Origin of the sequence: Bradyrhizobium sp. HKCCYLRH3059, assembly GCF_051168035.1 — a bacterium.
In the GTDB taxonomy this organism is placed as follows: Bacteria; Pseudomonadota; Alphaproteobacteria; order Rhizobiales; family Xanthobacteraceae; genus Bradyrhizobium.
Map to the genome: position 1 here is coordinate 1,101,646 of NZ_JBNPUF010000001.1, position 20,526 is coordinate 1,122,171.

Consider the following 20,526-nt stretch of genomic DNA (forward strand, 5'->3'; position numbering starts at 1 on the left):
ATTCCTTCCGGCGGTTCGGCGCTCAGCGCGGCTCCCTGCTCCGCTGCCACTTCAGGAAGTCGCTGTAGAGTCGCGCGGCCTCGTCCGGCGACATCCTCGCCTGCGCCTTGCGCTCGTCGAGAAACTTGCGGAATTCGGCCGGGTTGGCATCCTGGCCCGGCGACTGCATGGCGCGAGCGCCATCGAGCCATTCCTGCGCCGCCTTGAAGCGGACCAGGCCCTGCACCGGCGCCGACAGCACGGTATCGCGCCATTTCGGATGCCGCGGCGGCGATTGCAGCACCTGGATCTTGCCGAACAGCGCGTCGACGAACCGCGCCGTGCGGCGATAGCGCTCGCTGTTCTCCGGCCAATTGTAGACCATCAGCACGGTCGAGGCGGCGACGGTCTCGACCTTGGTGCCCGGCGGCACCAGGTTCGGATATTCCTCGGACGAGAACGACGACGGCAGATAGATGTCCTGCAGCGCGTGGTCATAGGGGATCGTCAAGAGATGCAGCCGGCCGCCCTCGTTCTTGATGCCCTTGATGATCGGCGCGTCCTTCGACACCGAGGCGATCCAGGCGTCGCCCTGGCCGTCGATCAGCTTCTGCAGTCCGCCGGTCGGATCGGTCTGGGAGTCGATGTCGGCGCGAATGCCGAGCCGGCGGAAGATCGTGCGCGCCGCCGGCAGGCCGATCGAGCGCTCGGCGAACACCCGCCGTCCATTGAGATCCTCCAGCGAGCGGATCTCGCGCCGCGCGACGATGTGGACGTCGTTGTGGAAGAGCTGCGCGATGTAGCGCACGCGCTGGGCAATGTCTGGAATGTTGTATTCCGTCTTCACGAATTCCAGCGCGTCGGTGGTGACGAAGCCCATGTCGATGTTCTTCAACATGATGATGTCGATGAGGTTCTGCGCCGAGCCCCTGCCGAGGATCGGCAGCACGCGCAGGCTCTCGCCCTCGTCGAGCACCGCGGCCATGTCGGAGCCCATGACCGACATCGGCCCGCCGATCGGCGCGGTGATCACGGTGACGGTGCCGGAGTTCAGCGCCTCGCGGTCCGGCAGCGTACCGACGGCGCCGCCGGTCGGCGGGCGCTGCGGCAATTGCTGCGCTCGGGCGCTGCCAGACAGCGCCACGAGGGATGACAGAACACATGCAAATACGAATGCGCCAACAGTTACGCGCGCGACACGATTCACCGAACGCTTCCTCGATACATTCTAAATTGACAGTGGACTTAGCAGTTCGATCCCGGCCGAAGTTTGGCCGTGAGGTGGCGATCCGCGAGATGCTGCAAAGTCGCCCGGCCCGCTTCACCGCTGTGCTGAAAATGCGGTGCAGGAGCGTGATCGAGTGTTGCGATCGAGGACCGGCGCTGAGCGCGCCGAATCCTCGATCACAGGCCGTGTTCGGTGGAGAACGACCGTCCTGCGTGCGTGTCGAAACGTCGCACGCTCGGCGCTGAATGGTGGCGCCGCGCGCCGGCGCTCACGCGCTCGCCGCGTCGAGCCGCGCGACCTGGTCCGCGGTCAGCGCGAGCTCCGTCGCCGCCACCAGCGTGTCGACGTGCTCGGGCCTGGTGGCGCTGGCGATCGGCGCCGTCACCGAGGGCTTGGCCAGCAGCCACGCCAGCGCGATCGAGGCCTGCTGCGCTCCGGTCTCCCTTGCGACCGCGTCCAGCGCGGCGAGGATGCGCATGCCGCGTTCGTTCATGTATTTCGGGATGCCGCGCTGTCCGCGCGGGCTCTTGCCGAAATCGGCCTCCGAGCGATACTTGCCGGTGAGGAAGCCGGCGGCCAGCGAGAAGAAGGTGATGACGCCGACGCCGTAGTTCTCGCAGACGCGTTGCAGCGCGCCTTCGTAGGATGCGCGCTCGGCGAGGCTGTATTCCGGCTGCAGGCTCTCATAGCGCGGCAAGCCGCTCTTCGCCGACAGCTCGAGCGCGGCCTGCAGCCGCTCCGCCGAGAAGTTCGAGGCGCCGATGACCCGCACCTTGCCGGCCTTGATCAGCCTGTCATAGGCCGCCAGCGTCTCCTCCTGCGGCGTCGTCTCGTCGTCCTTGTGCGATTGATAGAGATCGATCACGTCGGTCTGCAGCCGGCGCAGGCTGTCCTCCACCGCGCGCGCGATGTAGTCGGCCTTCAGCCCGACCTTGCCGTCGCCCATGTCCATGCCGACCTTGGTGGCGAGGATGACACGATCGCGATTGCCGCGCAGCTTCATCCATTTGCCGATGATGGTCTCGGACTCGCCGCCGCTGTGGCCGGGCACCCAGCGCGAATAGACGTCCGCCGTGTCGAGGAAGTTGATGCCGGACTCCAGCACCTTGTCGAGCAGGCGGAACGAGGCCGCCTCGTCCACCGTCCAGCCGAACACGTTGCAGCCGAAGCAGAGGGGCGGAACGTTGAGGCCGGAACGGCCGAGCGGGCGCATCTTCATGGGAGGCTCTCGATCTGAATGATGTTGGCTGCATCCGTCGCGGACGCCTGCCGCAGATTGCCGTCATTCGTCGCGCGAGACCAGCGCGGCAGGAGCATGGCGGGCCCGCCCGGCCGCATCCAAACCGTGGCACGGCTGCCCCGAAGTGGGTCCGGCAGCGTCAGACTTTTCACTCACTTGCCGATGATGGTCGCAGCCTGCGAACGCCTCGCAGCTGGAGACGCGGGGGGCCATGATCAAGGAGTCCGTCTGATGAACACGCTGACCCATGACCAGCTCGGGCTGAGCTCAGATGGCCTCATGATGCCCGATCCGGCCGCGGCGGCGAAGAACACGACGACCAATATGGCTGCGGCTGCCTCGCCTGTCGTGCTGCTGCCGCCCGGCGCGGTGTCGGATCCGGTGGTACACGCCGACGGCTCCGAGACCGTCTCGGTTCACACCGGCGGGCTCACCTTCAACCTCACCTTCGATGCCGCCGCCGCGGCCGCGCCCGAAAGCTTCCGCGCCGGCGTCGAGCAGGCGGCGGCGATCCTGTCCTCGGCGATCACCGATCAGGCCACGGTCAACCTCGCGATCGATTTCGCCGGCACCGGCGGCGGGGCCGGCGCCAATGTCTCCAATGGCGTGCTCACCAGCTACGCGCAGCTCCGAACCGATCTGCAGGACCACGCGGCGGCCGGCGACACGGTGTTCGACAACCTGCCGACGGGGCGGGCAGTGCAGGGCCATTCCCAGGTGTTCGTCGCCAATGCTCAGGCCAAGGTGCTCGGGCTCATCGATCCAAACAGCACGACGACTGAGGACGGCTTCGCCGTCTTCAACACCGACATCCCGACGCAGTCGCTGGTCGGCGTCGCGCTGCACGAACTGTCGCATGCGCTGGGACGGGTGCCGTCGCCGGGCAATCTCGACATCTTCGACCTGTTCGACTTCACCAAGCCGGGGCAGCATCTGATCAACAACAGCATCAGCTCGGCGCCTCCCGCGTATTTCTCGCTCGACGGCGGGCTCACCAAGATCGCCGATTACGGCCAGATGTCGGACCCGGCCGACTTCCTCAACACCGGCATCCAGGGCGCCCGCGATCCCTTGAACGAATTCTACAATCCGACCACGTCGCAGACGCTGTCGCCGATCGATCTCGTGGTGCTGGAGACGCTCGGCTACAATATCTCGACTCCCGACACGCAGGCCCTGCTCGCCCAGATCCCGCACGCCGCCGGGGTCGCCGCACCGGTGCAGACGCCGCAGCAGGCCGTCGCGATCGCCTCCGCGGTGGCCGCCGAGACGGCCGCCAGCCTCACCAAGCTGGGTGATGCCGCCGGCGCCGCGCAGGTGCTGGCGAATGTCCAGGCCGACGCTGCTGCGCTGAATGGCGCCGATGCCGGCGCGAACCATGACCAAGCAACGGCCCATGCGTCCTATTCCGCCGAGCCGCACCACGATCCGATGATGCTCGCGATGCATCTGCACGCGATCAGTGCGAACTGAGGCGGTCGCTACCAGCAGAGGATTGATTGGGCGCGAGAAGGCCATCGCGTAGTCGATCTAAGTCATGCCCGCCATTTCATCGTCGTCATGGCCGGGCTTGCCCCGGCCATCTCCGTCGCACTCGCCTGAACTGAAAGGCGTGATGTAGCCAGGCGATCGGGCGGATCGGAGGTGCGGTCTGCTCACGATCGATCGCCATGTGTCCGACGCGACAGGTCAGGATCGCTCGCGGTCGCGTTGTCGGTCGAGTTGACGCAAATCGCTCAAGCCGCAGGCGGTCAGCCGGCCGGGATCATGCACGCCTGATCGGCCATCCCGCGCATGTGCCGCGCCAGCGCGCGCCGCGTCCCCTGGTCCAGATCGTGTCTGGCCATGCGGCGATAGATCTGCATCGCTCGCGAGAGCGGCTTGGCAAGTTCGATCCGAGGCATCGAAGTCAACGGAAGCTGGCGGCGATCGTTCCGAATGCCGGCCCATCATCGGAGCCAACTGGTGCGCCGCTGATTTTCGCTCACGCGCAAACGATGCGGATGGTCCCCGCGTTCGGCTCCTACCGATAGACGACGACCCCTGCTGGCGGGTTGACCTCGACCTCAGTCTCCGACCGCCATGTCAGGACATCTCCGGGGCAAAAGCACCAAGTCTGGACGCGTCGCATATTGCACGGTTCACGGGAACTCGCGTATCTTTCAGGTAGCGCGAATACGACGGTGATTACTCGGGGGCGAGGCGATCGTTGGGCGCTGGGGGATCGTTCATGGAAATGAAGTTCGCTTTGCGTGCGGCGCTGATGGGGGCTGCCATGGCGCTACTCGGTGGATGTGCGATGTCGCCGGAGGGCCTGAATTCGCGCGACGTCGCCGACAGCAAAAGCTTTTCCGAAAGTTACGAGGAGATCTTCCGCCGCTTGAGCGAGACCGGCAAGCGCTGTTATCCGCCCGTCCGGGTCTTTGGCAATCCGGGCAACCCGGGCGGGGGACAGATCGAATCTGAAGGCGAGCTACACCGCGACCGCGGCTTTGCGGAGTTTCGCCTGGTCGCAGGCAGCTATGGGGTCCGGATGAACTACTTCGTCGCGGCGCGCATCGAAAAGTCCGGCTCCGGCTCGCGCGTCACCATCAAGGTCAGCAACCCCATGGGAGCAGGCCCCCTGAGCGACCGTATCTACCGCTGGGCCGGTGGGGACTCGAGCTGCTAGCTCCGAGCTTCAAGAGCTGCCGTAATGACCAAGAAGCTCGAGCCGATGCATCCCGGAGAGTTCTGCGCGAGGAGTTCCTGGTTACGCTCGAGATGTGAGCGGGCGCTCTCGCCAAGATTCCGGGCGGCTTGAGGACCGGAGGCTTGGCGTGTCGGCGGGCAGGGGGATCTCAAGCTTCGTGCACTGTCACCGTGACCGCGGGGCGGCGAGCTGGCCGATCGCCCGCCGCGTCCCGGCACGGCAGATCAGGATTGGTCGGAGCCGCGTTGTCGGTCGAGCTTGCGCAGATAGCTGAGGCCGCACACGGTCAGCCGGCCGGGATCATGCACGCCTTGTTCGGCCAGTCCGCGGATATGCCGCGCCAGGGCGCGCCGCGCTCCCTGGTCCAGATCGTGTCTGGCCACGCGACGATAGATCTGCATCGCTCGAACGAGCGGCTTTGCGAGTTCGATCTCAGGCATCCGGGCCAACGAGCGGCGACGGCGATGGTTCCGACGCATCAGGGCGCAGACGCCGGCTTGGCCGGGCGCAGCGTGACGACGACGGGAATGGCGATCGCGTAGATGGCGACGACCGACAGCCAGATCGCCCCGGGCCATTCGTCCCTGACGGCGAAGTACAGGCTCGAGAAGCCGAGCGGCGCAACGATCGAGGCGAGGCTGACCGTGGCGGCGAGCACGCCCTGGAACTGGCCCTGCAAATGTGCGTCGACCTGACGGGTGGCGATCGACTGCAGGGCCGGCATGCCCATGCCGCCGAGCGCGAACAGCGGCATCGCGCCAAACACCATCCAGCTCTGGTTGGCGAACGCCATGGCGGTGAGGGCCGTGCAGACACAGGTCACTCCGGTCAGGATGGCGCCGCGCTCGGTCAGCAATCTCACGGCCGGACCGGGAAGGAATATTTGGGCCAGCATCTGGCACACCCCGAAGGTGCCGAGCGACAGGCCGATCCAAAGACCGCTCCAGTGGAAGGTGTCGCCGCCCCACAGCGCCCAGCAGACGCCATAGGCCTCGCCGGTCGCGCTGAACAGGAAGAAGAGGAGAACGACCGGCAGCAGGCTCTTGACGGCGAACACCCAGCGCAGTGGCCGCAGCGGGTTCAGAACTGCGATCTCGATCTTGCCAGGGCCCGGCGGTCGCGATTCCGGCAGCATCAGCAACGCCAGCAGGACGTTGCATCCGTTCAAGGCCGCCGCCACGACGAACGGCAGCCGCAGCCAATGGTCGCCGAGCGCGCCGCCGAGCACGGGCCCGATGATGAATCCCATGCCGAACATCGCATTGAGGAGGCCGAAGCGGCGGGCCCGCTCGTCCTCGCGCGAGACGTCGGTGATGTAGGCGGTGGCCACCGAGACGTTGGCGCTGGTGACGCCGGCGATGGCGCGGCCGAGCAGGAGCATCCAGAGATCGGGCGCAGCGGCCAGGAACAGGTAGTTGACGATGGCGCCGGCCAGCGAGACCAGCAGCAGCGGGCGCCGGCCGAGCCGATCGCTCAGCGAGCCCAGCACCGGGGCGCAGATGAACTGCATCGCGGCGTAGAGCGCCGTCATGACGCCGAGAAGGAACGCCACGTCGTCGGTGTGGGTCACGTCGTGCAGCAGCGACGGCAGGATCGGAAAGATCAGCCCGATGCCGGCGGCATCGAGCACGATGGTGAGATAGATGACGGCAACAGCCCTGGTCATGGCGCGCTCCGGTCCACGCGAGCCGATGGCGCAAACACGCGCGACCGCTCGCTGGAGCCTGACGATCCGTCAGGCGATCGATGTGTGGGAGACGCTGGGCCGGTCCATGCCAAAAGGCAGATGGACGGCTTGTACTCGGCCGCAGGCAACGACCGCTTTTCGCGACAGGCGCCGTCTACACGCCGAGATCGGGCGGCGCAAGCCGCCTTTTCCGAACGACGATCGGTGCATTCAATGCATAGTCGAGCGAAGGCCGGTCAGTGGGCGCCTCCGCCGGAGCAGGGACTGCCGGGAGCGATCTCAAGTCGCCGAGATCGGCCGCGGCGATGACCAAGAAGCTCAAGCCTCGCATCCTGGCGAGGTTCTGCGCGAGGAATTCCTTATTCCGATCGAAATGTCGGCCGGTGCTGTCGCCAAGGTCTGCGGCCTGCCGCGAACCCGCATCGAGCGGATCGCCAGCGAGCAGACCGGCATCACGGCCGACACCGCGCTCCCGCTCGCAAGGCGCTCGCTACGACGCCGGAGCTCTGGCTCAATCTGCAGACGGGTTATGATGTCTAGATCGCCAAGCGAAAGCTTGGCAGGGTTCTCGATCGCATCGAGACGGTGAATAAGCCGCAAGCGGTCTAGCTCGGGAGACGACATAGGCCTGTTGGCGACGGTGGTGCCTTTGCCGGCTCCTGCCCAGCGGGTCATGAGCCGGCAAGGCGTTTTGCCATATACAATGTCATCGCAGTTCCTTGAGACTAGCCGTCGCGGCCTGAACGGCGGCGAGCGGCAATCCGGCAACTGTGGGTCCGGCGTGTGTACATGATAGCTGAGGTAAGCTTGAGCAGTTGTCGTCGAGGGTCTGAGGACCGTGGCATGACGGCCTGCAATACAAGGTTCGCCTGTTACGGAATCTTGTGTGATTGTCGATGGGACCGGCGTCGCGCCGTGTTATGGTTCGGCGTAGCGCAAATCCGGCGAATGGGGGAAGATGGTGCTTGAACGCATCTCGAAACATTGGCCAATCTTCACCGCGATTGCGATCGCAATCGTATCGCTATTCAACATCGGCTATTTTATGCCAATTGGCATTCATTTCATCGGAATTGTGGACATCACCAACATTGCCTATTCTTTCGGTTTGGTGATTGTTCTGATTCTTCTTCTTGGGCCAACGATATTTGGAGTTATTCAGGAGTCCGGCCCCAGCGTGATGGCGCAACTAAGGAAAAGAGGGATCGGTGTAAGGTTTTTGCGGCTCTTTTAATCTTGAGTGCGCCATTGGGCATGATGGCCGGTCATATCTACGGCGTCACCTTGCCGTCGGCCATCGTGTGGGTGGCAGCTATTTCGATCTACATGGCCGCATTTAGCTATGATGATTTGGTCAGTGCTGGGTCGGTAAACTCAAGTGGCATCTTCTTTTCATCTTGGGCAGCGATGCTGTTTTTTGTTTTGATAGGTGCGTGGGTTTGCACTCTTCAAATGAAGAGTACTGAGGTCTTCGAAGTTGCGACAAAAGAGCGTGTATTTGCAAATGCCAAGATATTGCGCTCGTCATCGAGCGGCTTTCTTATCTATGTAAATGACAGAGTAGCATATATTCCATCGAGTGAGATCAAGAGTGTTGTAGCGTTGACCGGTCCACTAAAACAGTCTGCCCCTTTTTAGATGCCTTTGTTACAGGGACAGTATGCGAAAACTGTCTTGTTGGACTTAAAGCCTTGGCGCCGTCGCTGCCCGACAGGCATTTCCCGCATCCCCGCATGTGCAAACTGCCCGTCGAGCCAGTTTGTCGCACGCTTCCCGGCTTGCACCGTCGGGCAAATCAGAACGATGTTTCCGGGCATCCCGCTCGCGATGAAGAGGGGCGTTTCGGCCGATCGTCACGGAGCGTAGCAAGCGGGAAGCGGTGGACGTGTCGGGCTTGGGGCTCTGCATTTGCGGAGCCGGCGAGCAGGCCTGGTGCGTACGGTCAAGTCGCGTGGTCCTGGCCTCCCGATGCTGAGGTCAAGCCGGTCGATGATGCGTCAGACGCGTCTCGCCTGTGATGGGGGCAAGACAGCCCGGTCCCCAGGGAGATCGCGAAGCAGCCGTTAAAACCAGCGCGCGGGGAAGGCCGGGTCGTCCGGCTGAACCGTGGTACCTGCCGCCTGAATTTTTTTCTGCAGGCGGGCCACGGGCCTCAGTCGAGGTCCGGTCTTCCCCGCGCCCTCTCGTTTGTCGAGGGCGATGTCGGCAGCATGACCCGGGCGCGGGTGCGTCGCGGGGCTGCGGCGGGCTGTTTGGGAAGATCGTGGAGTGGACGGAGGCGGAGGTGCACGCATTAAGCGATGCGCATCACGCCTGTGAGTTGGAACGGCCTCACGACAAACTCGATGTCGTCCCGGCCCTGAGCCGGGACCCATAACCACCGGCGGAGGTGTGAGGCAGGCAAGTGGCTCAGGGCGCGCCCAACACGTCTCCCTGTGGTTATGGGTCCCGGGTCAAGCCCGGGACGACAGCGGAGAGGATGTTAGGGCGGGACTCCATGACAAGGCCGCGACCTACCAACTACTTCATGATCTTCACGCCCTTGGTCGTGAACCGCTGCGGTCGCTGCTCCGGGCGCACCGGCCGCCGTGTCGTTGCGGCCTTGCCGGTGCCCGGCGGCTGATGCGCCGGCACCAGTTGCTCGGGGCGCGAGCCGATCAAATCGGCGCGGCCCATCGCGCGGAGCGCCTCGCGCAGCACCGGCCAATTGTCCGGATCGTGATAGCGCAGAAACGCCTTGTGCAGCCTTCGCTGCTTGAGGCCCTTGATGGCCTCGACCTTGTCACTGCCGCCGTGACGCACGCCGCGCAGCGGGTTGACGCCGGTGTGGTACATCGCCGTCGCGGTGGCCATCGGCGACGGCAGGAAGGTCTGGACCTGATCGGCGCGGTAGCGGTTGCGCTTGAGCCACAGCGCGAGGTTCATCATGTCCTCGTCTGACGTGCCGGGATGCGCGGCGATGAAATAGGGGATCAGGTAGTACTTCTTGCCCGCCTGCTCCGCGGCCGCATCGAACATCTGCTTGAAGCGGTGATAGGTGCCGATGCCCGGCTTCATCATCTTGTCGAGCGGGCCGCGCTCGGTATGCTCCGGCGCGATCTTCAGATAGCCGCCGACGTGATGCGTGACCAGCTCCTTGATGTAGGCCGGGCTCTCGACCGCGAGGTCGTAGCGCACGCCGGAGGCGACCATCACGCGCTTGATGCCCTTGACCTCGCGCACCTTGCGATAGAGCCGGATGAGGTCGTCATGCGAGGTGTTGAGGTTCGGGCAGATCTCGGGAAACACGCAGGACGGCCGGCGGCACGCGGCCTCGACCTTGGGGTCCTTGCACGCCATACGGTACATGTTGGCGGTCGGGCCGCCGATGTCGGAGATCACGCCGGTGAAGCCCGGCGTCTTGTCGCGGATGCGCTCGATCTCCTGCAGGATCGAGCCTTCCGAGCGGCTCTGGATGATGCGGCCCTCATGCTCGGTGATCGAGCAGAAGGTGCAGCCGCCGAAGCAGCCGCGCATGATCGTCACCGAGAACTTGATCATGTCCCAGGCCGGGATCTTGGCGTCGCCATAGGACGGATGCGGCGCGCGGGCATAGGGCAGATCGTAGACGCTGTCCATCTCCGCCATGGTCAGCGGGATCGGCGGCGGGTTGAGCCAGAGGTCGCGGTCGCCATGACGCTGCACCAGGGGACGCGCATTGCCCGGATTGCTCTCCCGGTGCAGCACGCGCGAGGCGCGGGCATAGGCTTCCTTGTCCGCCTCGACCTGCTCACAGGACGGCAGCCGGACCACGACGTCGCCCTTCTCGCGCGCAGCGCCTTCGTCGGCGGAGTCGAGATCGTCGGCATGCAGCTCGACAAAGCCTTCGGGCACTTTCCGGAACAGCGCGGTGCCGCGCACCGACTGGATGTCCTTCGGCGCTTCGCCGCCGGCGATCCGATGCGCGACCTCGATCACCGCACGCTCGGCATTGCCGTAGATCAGGATGTCGGCCTTGGCGTCGGCCAGCACCGAGCGGCGAACCTTGTCGGACCAGTAGTCGTAATGCGCGATGCGGCGCAGCGACGCCTCGATGCCGCCGAGTACGACCGGCACGTCCTTGAACGCCTCGCGGCAGCGCTGCGCATAGACCAGCGTGCAGCGGTCCGGCCGCCTGCCGCCTTCGCCATTGGGCGTATAGGCGTCGTCGCTGCGGATGCGGCGATCGGCCGTGTAGCGGTTGACCATGGAGTCCATGTTGCCGCCGGTGACGCCGAAGAACACGCGCGGCCTACCGAGCGCCTTGAACGGCTCGGCGGAGTGCCAGTCGGGCTGCGAGATGATGCCGACGCGAAAGCCCTGGGCCTCGAGCAGCCGGCCGATGATCGCCATGCCGAAAGAAGGATGGTCGACATAGGCGTCGCCGGTCACCAGCACGATGTCGCAGGCGTCCCAGCCGAGCGCGTCCATCTCCTTGCGGCTCATCGGCAGGAACGGCGCAGGCTTGAGGTCCGCGCGATGGCGCGGCCAGGAACTCAGCGGTGGGGCGGTGAGGGCGATGTTCATCGCCCACGCATAGAGCCGCAGCGCTGCGAGTTCAACCGAAGCCCCGGTCGCAGGCGAGGGCAGGTGGTCAATTTGTCCGGAATGGTTCCCGCGGCGTTGCGCGGGCGACCTGACGTCGCGGTTCCTGCCGTCTCAGTTGAGGTGATGCGACGCGCCGTTGCGGCGCTTGAGCCAGCCATGGCCGAAATAGGCCAGCAGCGCGGCTGCGGCAAGCATGATCCACATCGAGGGCATCTTCGAGCGCGGGCTGCCGCCGGCCTCGCCGACCGTGACGGGGGCCATGCCGGGCTCGGTCATCGACACCAGCCGCAGGCCGGCGGCGTCGGTCGCGCGCCGCATGTCGGCGATGGCGGAGTGGGGCAGCGGGTCGGCGGCGAACAGCCGACCTGTCGCCGGCGCGTCGGACGCGGCGAGGTCGCTCGGCGGCGGCTCCATCGAAGACTGCGCGGCCTGGGTGCCGGAGGGCAGCTGCGCAAAGGAGTTCAGGTTCGCCGGCCGATGCGGCTTCGGTCCGTGCTGCGCCATCCGGTCCGGCTTCTCGGCCTTGTCCATCTTCTTCGGCGTCATGCTCTGCGGCACCGCGACCCGCACCTGCGGCCGCGAGTAGGACGCCGGCTGGGTGACGGCCAGCATGCGGTCGGACCAGGCCATATAGGCCTTGCAGAGATCGTTGCAGTACTGGCCGTTGACCATGTCGCCGTTGGCGGGGCCGGCCTGCGCGGCGCCGGGCGCGGCAATGCAGATGACGGAGACCAGCGCGGCGGCCGCTCCGAGCCTCGACGATGTCAAAACAGGCAATGCGCTCAACTGGCCGATCATCGCAATTTCCCCCGTCGCGGTTTCACGCCGTTTGAGGAATAACGACAGCTGGTCTGGTCGAGAGTTGGATCAGATCGCGTCAACATCCGGATGAGTTGAGGTCAATTTGCTGATGCGAGGCGTTATCAATAAAAGGGGGCGGGCTTTGCTGTTCGACATCGACGGCACGCTCGCTGATACCGATGCGCTGCATCTGCAGGCCTTCAACGCGGTGTTCGGGCCATATGGTCATGTGTTCGACCGCGCGCGGGCGGCACGCGAACTGCTCGGCCGATCCAATTTGTCGATCTCCGCCCAATTTCTGCCCGATCAGCCGCCCGATCGGCGCGCGGCGGTCATGGCGCAGAAGGAGGAGGTGTTTCGCAGCCTCGCCGCCGGCGCGGTGCAGCCGCTGCCGGGCCTGATGGCGCTGCTCGATCGGGCCGGGGCGGCGGCGATTCCAGTGGTGGCCGTGACCAACGCGCCGCGGGCCAATGCCGAGCTGATCCTGCACGGGCTCGGCCTGATGGACCGGTTTCGCGCCGTGGTCATCGGCGACGAGCTGCCGCACGGCAAGCCGCACCCGCTGCCCTATCTGGAAGGCCTGCGCGCGATCGATGCCGTGCCGGAACGGTCGGTCGCCTTCGAGGATTCCCGCGCCGGCATCGCGGCGGCGACGGCGGCCGGCATCGCCACCGTCGGCATGCGCACCAATCTCGGTCACGACGAGCTGATCGCGGCCGGCGCGGCGCTGACCGCGGCGGCGTTCGACGACGCCGACGTGCTGGATCTGGTGATGGCGCGGCTGGGAGGGAGATTGTGAGCGACGCGTCGCCATCCGGCGATAATGCCGCCTGCGGCGGAGCTGACATGTCGCTGACATCCGGCAACAGCTTGCGGTCACCGCGCTTGCGCCATGGTGTCGATGAACGCGGCCGCCGGGTTGGCCGTGACGAGATCAAGGTGAGACGCATGCGCAAGTTGTTGATCGCGGCCGGCCCCTCGGAACAGCCGTTCCGGCTGATGTTGCAGGTCGATGACGAGGGATCAGCATCCAATCAGCGCGGCCGTCGCGCCAGCGGAGCCGGGCGAGCCAAGCGCGCCGATGGCCGCGCCAAGCGTTCGGCCCGGCCGTTTCGCTGGGCGCGGCCGTCGCGCGCAATGGCCGCCATCCTTCGCGGCTTGCGGGCGACGCTGCTGGCGCTCTCTCCCGTGGAGATCCGGAGCGATGTGAGCGTACGGCAGGAGGCCTTGCGGGACATGTCGCCGGTTGTGCCGCGGCTCCGCGCCGTCAGCGGCTGCGGAGGAGCGCGCGAGGTCGCCGCCGTGCCGGCCGGCGCGCTCAATGCGATGGTCTGCACTGCGGCCACGCCGCGCCATCACGTCCGGTCGATGGAGACGCCGCGTGCCCAGCGCCGGCGGTTGCGCGCCTGCTGATCGCATCACCGCATGGGTGCCCTGCATGCACCGTCCGTCGCACCTTGCTTGTCCGCAGCCCGATGCCGTGATTGAAACGGACGGTGCGCGCCAGGCTCGCTGTGCTCGCCTCGCAGGAGGACGGATCGATCATGTTCGTGGCGCGTTTCCTGCCGATGGCCGCCGCCTTTCTCTGCGCGACCGCCGCCCTCGCGGCCGACAAGCCCGGCGACACCAGGGGTACGGTGCTGGAGCCGTCGCCGGCCAATCTTGCGCTGACCTGGAGCCGGGCCAACCTGGTGTTGCCGGCGACACTCGCCGGCGGACGGCGCTGGGAGGGCCGTGCGGAGGACGCGCCCGACGTGATCGGGATCGCGCCGCTCGTGATCATGATGCACGGGTCGAGCGGCGTCGCGCCGGCGGTGAAGGAGTTCCAGGCCTGGCTCGCCGACGAGCTCGGAGTGGCATCGGTGGCGCCCGACAGCCTCGCGATTCCCGACCGGCTGACCTACACCTCGCCGGTCGACGTCGCGACCTATGAGCACGTCCACGCCTTGCGGCTGGCCGAGCTGGAGAACGCGCTGAAGGCGTCGCGCGACTGGAGCTGGGTCGACCGGCTGCGGATCGTGCTGGCGGGCACCAGCGAGGGCGCGGTGGCGGTCGGCCGCTACGCCGGCAAGGACGTGGCGGCGCGGCTGATCTATTCGTGGTCGTGCGAGGACAACTACTTCGTCACCGCGCCCGGGCTCGGCATCGGCCCGACCGAGCCGGTGCTGAACGCGATTTCGGCGCGCGATCCCTATTTCTCGGCCGCCAATCCCTGGAACAAGGACCGCGCCGTCACCGGCTCCTGCGCCGCCGCGCTCAAGGACGATGCGAAGGCGGAGGTGATGGTGATCGATGCCGACGTCCATACGATCCTGAACCGGCCGGAGGTGCACGAGCGGAGCGCGCGATTCCTGCGCGGCGTGTTGGATCCGTGATCGGGCGGGCGGAGGTTTGACGAGTGCTGAGATTGCTCGTGCTCGAAGGCAACTCGCTGGACGGCCGGCGCCGCTGGGCCGAGGTCGCAGGCGCCACGCCGTCGGAGAGCTACGCGGCCGTGCTGCGCGCACTCGCGCCGGACGCGGCGATCGACATCGCCACGCCCGCCGATGCCGATGCGCGCCTGCCGCAGCCGATCGAGGCCTATCAGGGCATCGTCATCACGGGATCGACGCTCAATATCTATCAGCGCGAGCCGGAATCCCTGCGTCAGATCGAGCTGGTGCGCGCGATCTTCACGCAGGGCGTGCCGATGTTCGGCTCATGCTGGGGGCTTCAGCTCGCCTGCGTCGCGGCCGGCGGCGAGGTGTCGCTCAATCCGGCCGGCCGCGAGGTCGGCTTCGCGCGCAAGATCGCGCTGACGGAGGCGGGCCGCGATCATCCGATGCATGCGGCGCGGGGCGCCGTGTTCGATGCCCCGGCGATCCATAGCGACATCGTCACCAGGCTGCCGCCGGATGCGACGGTCACCGCACGCAACGCGATGAGCGAGGTGCAGGCCGCGGAGATCCGCAGCGGCCGCGGCCGGTTCTGGGGCGTGCAGTATCATCCCGAATTCAGCCTGCAGGACGTCGCCTGGGTGCTCCGCCGCATCGGCCAGCCGCTGGTCGAGGAGGGCTTCTTCGCCGCTCCGGCCGAGCTCGAGCGTTACGCCGCCGATCTCGCGATCCTGCACCACGACCGTGCCCGGCGCGACATTCTGTGGCGGCTGGGGCTCGACCAGGACGTGGCGAATGACGGGATGCGGCAGACAGAGATCAGCAACTGGATCGCCTCGCTCGCACGGGGCTGAGCGCGCTACCGCATGAACTGAATGATGAGCGGCGCCAGCGCCACGTTCATCAGCCCGACCAGCACCATCACGAGGCCGGCGACCGCGCCCTCCTCGCGACCGATCTGGTTGGCGCGCGCGGTGCCCGCGCCGTGCGCGCCGACGCCGAACAGCGCGCCCTTGGCCAGCGTCGAGCGCAGCGGCAGCCGCGCGAGCACGAGGTCGCCGACCGCGGCTCCGATGATGCCGGTAAGCACGACGAACACGGCGGTGAGATCGGGGATGCCGCCGATCTCGCCGGAGACTTCCATCGCGAACGGCGTGCTGATCGAGCGCGGCAACAGGCTCAGACGCAGCTCGCCATCGATGCCGAGGACATAGGCCAGTGCCCAACTGGTCGCCACCGCGGTGAGGCTCCCCGCGACCATGCCGGCCAGCAGCAGCGGCCAGCGGCGGCGGATCAGCGCCCGCTGCTCGTAGATCGGCACGGCGAAGGCGACGGTGGCCGGGCCGAGCAGCGCCACCAGCCAATGCGTGCCGCGGATGTAGTCGCGATAGGAGACGTTGAGCGCGAGCGCTGCGATCATCAGCAGTGCTGGTGCCACCGCGAGCGGCATCAGCCACCAGCGCGGCCAGCGCCGGTGCATGCGCTTGGCGAGCACATAGAGCAGGATCGTCGCGAGCGACCAGACAGCCGCCTGGATCAGCGGCTCACGCCACAGCGCGGCGAGGGTCATGACGCTCGGTCCAACGGTAGCAGAGGTCGATCGTGAGCGCGGTCACGCACATCACGGCGGTGGTGCTGACGACGATCAAGGCAAAGATCTTCAGGCCAAGCAGGCCGAACAGCTCGCGATGGTCGAGCAGCGCCAGCACCGCCGGCACGAAGAACAGCAGCATCTCGGCGAGCATCCAGTTCGCGCCGCGCTTCATGCTGGCGACCTTCAGCCCGCCGGCCAGGAACAGGGCGAGCGCGAGTGCCATTCCGATGATGCCGCCGGGCAATGGCAGGCCGGTCGTCCGGGCCAGCGCCTCGCCGACAGCCCAGAACAGGCCGAGCAGGCCGATCTGCACCAGTCGGTTGCGGCGGAGCAGGCGATGGACCCCAATGGAAATGTTGCGATGCATCATGCGACGCGTCCGAGAAGTGATTGCGCCTTCAAGGTATGTCGCATCGCAGCATGTAGAAAGCGAATTGATTGAATGATAATAAGTCCAAAATGGAATACTAAGGGGCGATTATGGAACTCCGTACCCTCAGGACCTTCGTCGAGGTCGTCCGGCAAGGCGGCTTCTCCCAGGCCGCCAAGGTGGTGTTTGCGACCCAGTCGACCGTGAGCAAGGCCGTCAAGCAGCTTGAGGACGAGCTCGGATTGCCGCTCTTGGACCGGCTCGGCCACAAGAGCCGCATGACAGCGGCTGGCGAGATCGTCTATCGCCGTGCGATCCGGCTGCTGACGGAGCGCGATGATCTGCAGGCGGAGCTCGCCGAGCTGCGCGGCCTGAAGCGCGGCGTGCTGCGCCTCGGCCTGCCGCCGATCGGATCGAGCACGCTGTTCGCGCCATTGTTCGCGCTCTACCGCCAGCTTCATCCGGAGATCGAGATCCGGCTGGTGGAGCACGGCAGCGACCGGCTCAGCGAATTGCTGGCTGCAGGCGACATCGATTTTGCCGGCCTGCTGCCGCCGATCGCCGATGAGTTCGCCGCGCAGATCGTGCGCCGCGAGCCGCTGATGGCGCTCGTTTCCGTCGAGCATCCGCTGGCCCGCCGCGAGACGATCATGCTCGCCGAGCTGCGCGACACGCCGTTCGTGCTGTTCGAGGCCGGCTTCGCGCTCAACCGTATCCTCCGCGAGGCCTGCCGCCGCAACGGCTTCGAGCCGGTCGTGGCCGCGCGCAGCACGCAGATCGATTTCATCGCCGAACTCGCCGGTGCCGGTCTCGGGGTTGCCTTTCTGCCGCGCATGATCGCGACCCAGCGCACGCAGGTGCCGATCAGTCTCGTCCTGCTCGACGAGCCCGGCACCGAATGGACGCTGGCGATGGCCTGGCGTCGTGGCGCCTATCTCTCGCCGGCCGCGGCGGCGTGGCTCCGGCTGGTGCGCGAGCGCGGCGAGGCGTGAACATGAGTGCGACGATGTCGCTTCATCTGTGAGGAACGTGCAGCGAGACGGTCGGTGTCGCCATGGCGATTGGCGAGGACCTGAGCTCTACGCACAACGCGCAACGATCGAACACCTGTCGCAACGCCGCGAAAGCGCGAGCCAGTAGAGGCGACCCTCGGACGTGCGGATGGGAACGGCAGGAGCTGACGAAGGTTGCCTCTGCGCGCTGACTCGTTGATCTGCGCTCCCACAGGCCGACGTCCCGTGCGTAACTGAGTGCGCGGGAACCAGTGGTGCTTTGACGCGTTTCCGCCTGCTCCGAAAGAACGTGACACGCGCAGGCGTGCCGCGAGCCCATTGATTGAACCGGAGGGGCAGGATGTGCCGCTGGATCGCGTACCGCGGTGAGACGACCGCCTTCGAGCACTATGTGACCGAGCCGGAACATTCCCTGGTGACGCAGAGCATCCGCGCGCTGGAATCCACCGCAGGCACAAATGGCGATGGCTTCGGTCTGGGTTGGTATGGGGATCATCCTGAGCCCGGCCTGTATCGCGAGACACGCCCGGCGTGGTCCGATGAGAACCTCCGCTATCTCTGCCGACACCTGCATTCACATCTGTTCTTCGCGCATGTGCGCGCAGCGACCGGCACGGCCGTGACCCGTCAGAACTGCCATCCGTTTGCCTGCGGCCGCTGGCTGTTCATGCACAACGGCTTCGTCGGTAGCTGGAACAGGCTGCGCCGCAAGGTCGAGGCAATGATTCCGGACGCGCTGTATCCATCGCGGCTCGGCACCACCGATTCCGAAGCCGTGTTCCTCGCCATCGTCGGCGCCGGCATCGATCAGGACCCGATCGGTGCGACATCGAACGTGCTGCGCGCGCTCCGCCAGCTGGTCAACGAGGACGGTCTGCGTGAGCACCTGCGCTTCACGTCCGCCCTGTCGAACGGCCACGATCTCTACGCATTTCGCTTCGCTGCGAATGATCGCGCCAACTCGCTTTACTACCGGGAAGATGGTGATCAGGTCATCGCCGTCTCCGAGCCTTTTGACAAGGAGCCGGACTGGATCGAGGTTCCGCCCGATCACGTGCTGGTCGCGCGCGCGTCCAGACGCGCTGAAATCGTTCCGCTATTTGACGCAGACTCTGCCGGTTTCGCCGCGGAACACAAACGAAGACAGAGGGTTGTCGGCGGCACCTAAGAACAACAGGAACTGGATGATCCGCGATGTGCGGCATTTGTGGTGAAGTCAGGATTTCCGGACAGCCCGCGCTCGCGGCGCTCGGCCGCGTCAACGATGCGATGCAGGCGCGCGGTCCCGACGCCGCTGGCCTCTACGTGCAGGGCGGAATCGCGCTGGGCCACCGTCGTCTCAGCATTCTCGATCTATCAGCCGCCGCGCAGCAGCCGATGATCGATGCCGCGCTCGGCCTCGGCATCGTGTTCAATGGTTGCATCTATAATTTCCGCGAGCTGCGCGCCGAGCTGCAGGCGAAGGGCTATCGCTTCTTCTCCGACGGCGATACCGAGGTGATCCTCAAGGCCTATCATGCCTGGGGCAAGACCTGCGTTCAGCGCTTCAAGGGCATGTTCGCCTTCGCGCTGTGGGAGCGCGACAGCGGACGCGTCGTGATCGCGCGCGACCGTCTCGGCATCAAGCCGCTGTACTACACCGAGGGGCCGGGCTTCCTCCGCTTTGCCTCGTCCCTGCCGGCGCTGCTCGCCGGTGGTGATGTCGACACCTCGATCGACCGAACGGCGCTGCATCATTTCTTCAGTTTTCACGCCGCCGTTCCGGCGCCGCGTACGATCCTCAATGGCGTGAAGAAGCTCGAGCCGGCGACGTTGCTGACGATCGAGCCCGATGGAACGCAGCGCCGCGAAAGGTACTGGCAGTTCAGCGTCGGCGCGTCGCGCTCCACCGATCGTGCCATGAGTCAGGAAGAATGGTCGGATGCATTGCTGGACGCGATGACATCGGCGGTGGACCGTCGCCGCGTCGCCGACGTGCCCGTCGGTGTGCTGTTGTCGGGCGGGCTGGATTCGTCGCTGCTGGTCGCGCTGCTGTCCAAGCTGGGCCACGAGGACATCCGCACCTTCTCGATCGGCTTTGACGCTGTGGGCAAGCACGCCGGCGATGAATTCCACTACTCCGACATCATTGCACGGACGTTCGGCACCAACCACGAGCAGATCAGGATAGGCGGCACCTGCGCGCTCGACGCCTTGCCCCATGCCATCGCCGCCATGTCCGAGCCGATGGTCAGCCACGACGCGGTCGCATTCTATCTCCTGTCGTCCGAGGTCGCCAAGCGTGTCAAGGTGGTGCAGAGCGGGCAGGGTGCGGACGAGGTGTTCGGCGGGTACAGCTGGTATCCGGGCTTTCTCTCGGCCAACGATCCCGTTCAGCAATATCAAAATGCCTATTTCGACTGGACGCATTCGGATCTGCAGCGGCTGCTGGCGCCGGAGTTGCTCGGCGAAGACGACGAGAGCCTGGCATTCGTGGAGCGCTTCTTCGCAGCTCACGCTGGCGCCTCGGCGGTGGACAAGGTGCTGCAGATCGACACCGAGATCATGCTGGTCGACGACCCGGTGAAGCGGGTCGACAACATGACGATGGCGTTCGGGCTGGAGGCCCGCGTGCCGTTCCTCGATCACGACGTGGTGGAGCTCGCCGCGCGCATGCCCGCCGAGCTGAAGGTGAAGAACGGCGGCAAGCACATTCTCAAGGAGGCGGCCCGCCGCTGCGTGCCGGCGGAGGTGATCGACCGTCCCAAGGGATACTTTCCGGTGCCGTCGCTGCGCTATCTGCGCGGCCCGTTTCTCGACTATGTCCGCGACGTGCTCAACGACGAGAAGGCGCGCGCACGCGGTCTCTACCAGCGCGACTTTATCGACCACATGTTGCAAAACCCCGAAACCGAGATGAGCCCCAAGGGACATTCGCGGCTGTGGCAGGCGGCCCTGCTCGAGGCATGGCTTCAGACTCACGGCATTTGACGTCTGACAGG

The 20,526-nt window shown here is 66.1% G+C and carries 20 protein-coding genes and 1 pseudogene; 12 read left to right on the forward strand and 9 right to left on the reverse strand.

The annotated features are described in order from the left end of the window. Positions 1-22: 22 nt before the first annotated feature. Positions 23-1,186, reverse strand: a complete 1,164-nt coding sequence (locus ACQR13_RS05040; RefSeq protein WP_316172736.1) for a TAXI family TRAP transporter solute-binding subunit — start codon at positions 1,184-1,186, stop codon at positions 23-25. Between the two features lie 289 nt (positions 1,187-1,475). After that, complete coding sequence (locus ACQR13_RS05045) at positions 1,476-2,426, reverse strand: aldo/keto reductase (protein WP_315715410.1); 951 nt, start codon at positions 2,424-2,426, stop codon at positions 1,476-1,478. A 252-nt stretch (positions 2,427-2,678) separates the two neighbouring features. Between ACQR13_RS05045 and ACQR13_RS05050 the strand changes: the two genes are divergently transcribed. Continuing rightward, positions 2,679-3,920: an NF038122 family metalloprotease gene (locus ACQR13_RS05050; protein WP_316172735.1), complete on the forward strand. Its 1,242-nt coding sequence runs from the start codon at positions 2,679-2,681 to the stop codon at positions 3,918-3,920. 278 nt (positions 3,921-4,198) lie between these two features. Here the strand turns inward: ACQR13_RS05050 and ACQR13_RS05055 are convergent, their stop codons facing one another. Beyond that, on the reverse strand, positions 4,199-4,351 hold the full coding sequence (locus ACQR13_RS05055; RefSeq protein ID WP_316172734.1) for a hypothetical protein: 153 nt from the start codon (positions 4,349-4,351) through the stop codon (positions 4,199-4,201). 326 nt (positions 4,352-4,677) lie between these two features. Here ACQR13_RS05055 and ACQR13_RS05060 point away from each other — a divergent pair, with 326 nt between their 5' ends. After that, positions 4,678-5,118 (forward strand): hypothetical protein, encoded by a 441-nt coding sequence (locus tag ACQR13_RS05060; protein ID WP_316172733.1) that lies wholly within the window; start codon positions 4,678-4,680, stop codon positions 5,116-5,118. Positions 5,119-5,363: 245 nt separating this feature from the next. Here ACQR13_RS05060 and ACQR13_RS05065 read toward each other — a convergent pair whose 3' ends face one another. Together ACQR13_RS05065 and ACQR13_RS05070 are read right to left on the reverse strand one after the other, a co-directional pair. Further along, on the reverse strand, positions 5,364-5,579 hold the full coding sequence (locus ACQR13_RS05065) for a hypothetical protein (protein ID WP_315769653.1): 216 nt from the start codon (positions 5,577-5,579) through the stop codon (positions 5,364-5,366). 38 nt (positions 5,580-5,617) lie between these two features. After that, positions 5,618-6,805: a TCR/Tet family MFS transporter gene (locus ACQR13_RS05070; protein WP_316172732.1), complete on the reverse strand. Its 1,188-nt coding sequence runs from the start codon at positions 6,803-6,805 to the stop codon at positions 5,618-5,620. A 326-nt stretch (positions 6,806-7,131) separates the two neighbouring features. On the opposite strand from ACQR13_RS05070, the pseudogene ACQR13_RS05075 reads away from it, so the two are divergent. The 3 genes and pseudogenes from ACQR13_RS05075 to ACQR13_RS05085 all read left to right on the forward strand — a co-directional run bounded on the left by ACQR13_RS05075 (position 7,132) and on the right by ACQR13_RS05085 (position 8,464). Beyond that, a pseudogene (locus tag ACQR13_RS05075) lies at positions 7,132-7,435 on the forward strand (HigA family addiction module antitoxin). Positions 7,436-7,784: 349 nt separating this feature from the next. Continuing rightward, the gene (locus tag ACQR13_RS05080; RefSeq protein WP_316172731.1) at positions 7,785-8,060 is read left to right on the forward strand and encodes a hypothetical protein; all 276 of its coding nucleotides are present in this window, start codon (positions 7,785-7,787) and stop codon (positions 8,058-8,060) included. A 14-nt stretch (positions 8,061-8,074) separates the two neighbouring features. Then, a complete protein-coding gene (locus ACQR13_RS05085; RefSeq protein ID WP_316172730.1) occupies positions 8,075-8,464 on the forward strand; it encodes a hypothetical protein in 390 nt (129 codons plus the stop codon). An 882-nt stretch (positions 8,465-9,346) separates the two neighbouring features. On the opposite strand, the gene ACQR13_RS05090 is transcribed toward ACQR13_RS05085, so the two are convergent. Together ACQR13_RS05090 and ACQR13_RS05095 are read right to left on the reverse strand one after the other, a co-directional pair. Continuing rightward, positions 9,347-11,371 carry a YgiQ family radical SAM protein gene (locus ACQR13_RS05090; protein WP_316195705.1) on the reverse strand — a complete coding sequence of 675 codons (2,025 nt, stop codon included), beginning with the start codon at positions 11,369-11,371 and terminating at the stop codon, positions 9,347-9,349. Between the two features lie 132 nt (positions 11,372-11,503). Continuing rightward, positions 11,504-12,190, reverse strand: a complete 687-nt coding sequence (locus ACQR13_RS05095) for a hypothetical protein (RefSeq protein WP_316169583.1) — start codon at positions 12,188-12,190, stop codon at positions 11,504-11,506. A 106-nt stretch (positions 12,191-12,296) separates the two neighbouring features. Between ACQR13_RS05095 and ACQR13_RS05100 the strand changes: the two genes are divergently transcribed. The 4 genes from ACQR13_RS05100 (at position 12,297) to ACQR13_RS05115 (ending at position 15,422) form a co-directional block, all read left to right on the forward strand. Beyond that, positions 12,297-12,992 carry an HAD family hydrolase gene (locus tag ACQR13_RS05100; RefSeq protein WP_434862623.1) on the forward strand — a complete coding sequence of 232 codons (696 nt, stop codon included), beginning with the start codon at positions 12,297-12,299 and terminating at the stop codon, positions 12,990-12,992. Positions 12,993-13,141: 149 nt separating this feature from the next. Then, positions 13,142-13,606, forward strand: a complete 465-nt coding sequence (locus tag ACQR13_RS05105; RefSeq protein WP_316169582.1) for a hypothetical protein — start codon at positions 13,142-13,144, stop codon at positions 13,604-13,606. Between the two features lie 131 nt (positions 13,607-13,737). Then, positions 13,738-14,568 (forward strand): hypothetical protein, encoded by an 831-nt coding sequence (locus ACQR13_RS05110; RefSeq protein ID WP_434862693.1) that lies wholly within the window; start codon positions 13,738-13,740, stop codon positions 14,566-14,568. Between the two features lie 23 nt (positions 14,569-14,591). Beyond that, entirely contained in the window at positions 14,592-15,422 is an 831-nt protein-coding gene (locus ACQR13_RS05115; RefSeq protein ID WP_434842631.1) for a type 1 glutamine amidotransferase, read from the forward strand. A gap of 5 nt (positions 15,423-15,427) precedes the next feature. On the opposite strand, the gene ACQR13_RS05120 is transcribed toward ACQR13_RS05115, so the two are convergent. Together ACQR13_RS05120 and ACQR13_RS05125 are read right to left on the reverse strand one after the other, a co-directional pair. Next, positions 15,428-16,138: an LrgB family protein gene (locus ACQR13_RS05120; protein WP_315825887.1), complete on the reverse strand. Its 711-nt coding sequence runs from the start codon at positions 16,136-16,138 to the stop codon at positions 15,428-15,430. Then, positions 16,113-16,532 carry a CidA/LrgA family protein gene (locus tag ACQR13_RS05125; protein WP_316172726.1) on the reverse strand — a complete coding sequence of 140 codons (420 nt, stop codon included), beginning with the start codon at positions 16,530-16,532 and terminating at the stop codon, positions 16,113-16,115. Before ACQR13_RS05125 ends, ACQR13_RS05120 begins: the two co-directional genes overlap by 26 nt. A 110-nt stretch (positions 16,533-16,642) precedes the next feature. On the opposite strand from ACQR13_RS05125, the gene ACQR13_RS05130 reads away from it, so the two are divergent. The 3 genes from ACQR13_RS05130 to ACQR13_RS05140 all read left to right on the forward strand — a co-directional run bounded on the left by ACQR13_RS05130 (position 16,643) and on the right by ACQR13_RS05140 (position 20,515). After that, positions 16,643-17,524 (forward strand): LysR family transcriptional regulator, encoded by an 882-nt coding sequence (locus ACQR13_RS05130; protein ID WP_316172725.1) that lies wholly within the window; start codon positions 16,643-16,645, stop codon positions 17,522-17,524. A gap of 361 nt (positions 17,525-17,885) precedes the next feature. Beyond that, positions 17,886-18,713, forward strand: coding sequence for a class II glutamine amidotransferase (locus tag ACQR13_RS05135; protein WP_315752171.1), 828 nt, complete (start codon positions 17,886-17,888; stop codon positions 18,711-18,713). Positions 18,714-18,739: 26 nt separating this feature from the next. Continuing rightward, the gene (locus tag ACQR13_RS05140; RefSeq protein WP_316169579.1) at positions 18,740-20,515 is read left to right on the forward strand and encodes an N-acetylglutaminylglutamine amidotransferase; all 1,776 of its coding nucleotides are present in this window, start codon (positions 18,740-18,742) and stop codon (positions 20,513-20,515) included. Positions 20,516-20,526 lie beyond the last annotated feature (11 nt).

Coding starts and splice junctions, on each gene's coding strand:
- ACQR13_RS05110 (WP_434862693.1), top strand. CDS start 13,738: ATGTTCGTGGCGCGTTTCCTGCCGATGGCCGCCGCCTTTCTCTGCGCG.
- ACQR13_RS05070 (WP_316172732.1), bottom strand. CDS start 6,805: ATGACCAGGGCTGTTGCCGTCATCTATCTCACCATCGTGCTCGATGCC.
- ACQR13_RS05095 (WP_316169583.1), bottom strand. CDS start 12,190: ATGATCGGCCAGTTGAGCGCATTGCCTGTTTTGACATCGTCGAGGCTC.
- ACQR13_RS05060 (WP_316172733.1), top strand. CDS start 4,678: ATGGAAATGAAGTTCGCTTTGCGTGCGGCGCTGATGGGGGCTGCCATG.
- ACQR13_RS05080 (WP_316172731.1), top strand. CDS start 7,785: ATGGTGCTTGAACGCATCTCGAAACATTGGCCAATCTTCACCGCGATT.
- ACQR13_RS05105 (WP_316169582.1), top strand. CDS start 13,142: ATGCGCAAGTTGTTGATCGCGGCCGGCCCCTCGGAACAGCCGTTCCGG.
- ACQR13_RS05055 (WP_316172734.1), bottom strand. CDS start 4,351: ATGCCTCGGATCGAACTTGCCAAGCCGCTCTCGCGAGCGATGCAGATC.
- ACQR13_RS05120 (WP_315825887.1), bottom strand. CDS start 16,138: ATGACCCTCGCCGCGCTGTGGCGTGAGCCGCTGATCCAGGCGGCTGTC.
- ACQR13_RS05065 (WP_315769653.1), bottom strand. CDS start 5,579: ATGCCTGAGATCGAACTCGCAAAGCCGCTCGTTCGAGCGATGCAGATC.
- ACQR13_RS05130 (WP_316172725.1), top strand. CDS start 16,643: ATGGAACTCCGTACCCTCAGGACCTTCGTCGAGGTCGTCCGGCAAGGC.
- ACQR13_RS05045 (WP_315715410.1), bottom strand. CDS start 2,426: ATGAAGATGCGCCCGCTCGGCCGTTCCGGCCTCAACGTTCCGCCCCTC.
- ACQR13_RS05050 (WP_316172735.1), top strand. CDS start 2,679: ATGAACACGCTGACCCATGACCAGCTCGGGCTGAGCTCAGATGGCCTC.
- ACQR13_RS05135 (WP_315752171.1), top strand. CDS start 17,886: ATGTGCCGCTGGATCGCGTACCGCGGTGAGACGACCGCCTTCGAGCAC.
- ACQR13_RS05125 (WP_316172726.1), bottom strand. CDS start 16,532: ATGATGCATCGCAACATTTCCATTGGGGTCCATCGCCTGCTCCGCCGC.
- ACQR13_RS05140 (WP_316169579.1), top strand. CDS start 18,740: ATGTGCGGCATTTGTGGTGAAGTCAGGATTTCCGGACAGCCCGCGCTC.
- ACQR13_RS05090 (WP_316195705.1), bottom strand. CDS start 11,371: ATGAACATCGCCCTCACCGCCCCACCGCTGAGTTCCTGGCCGCGCCAT.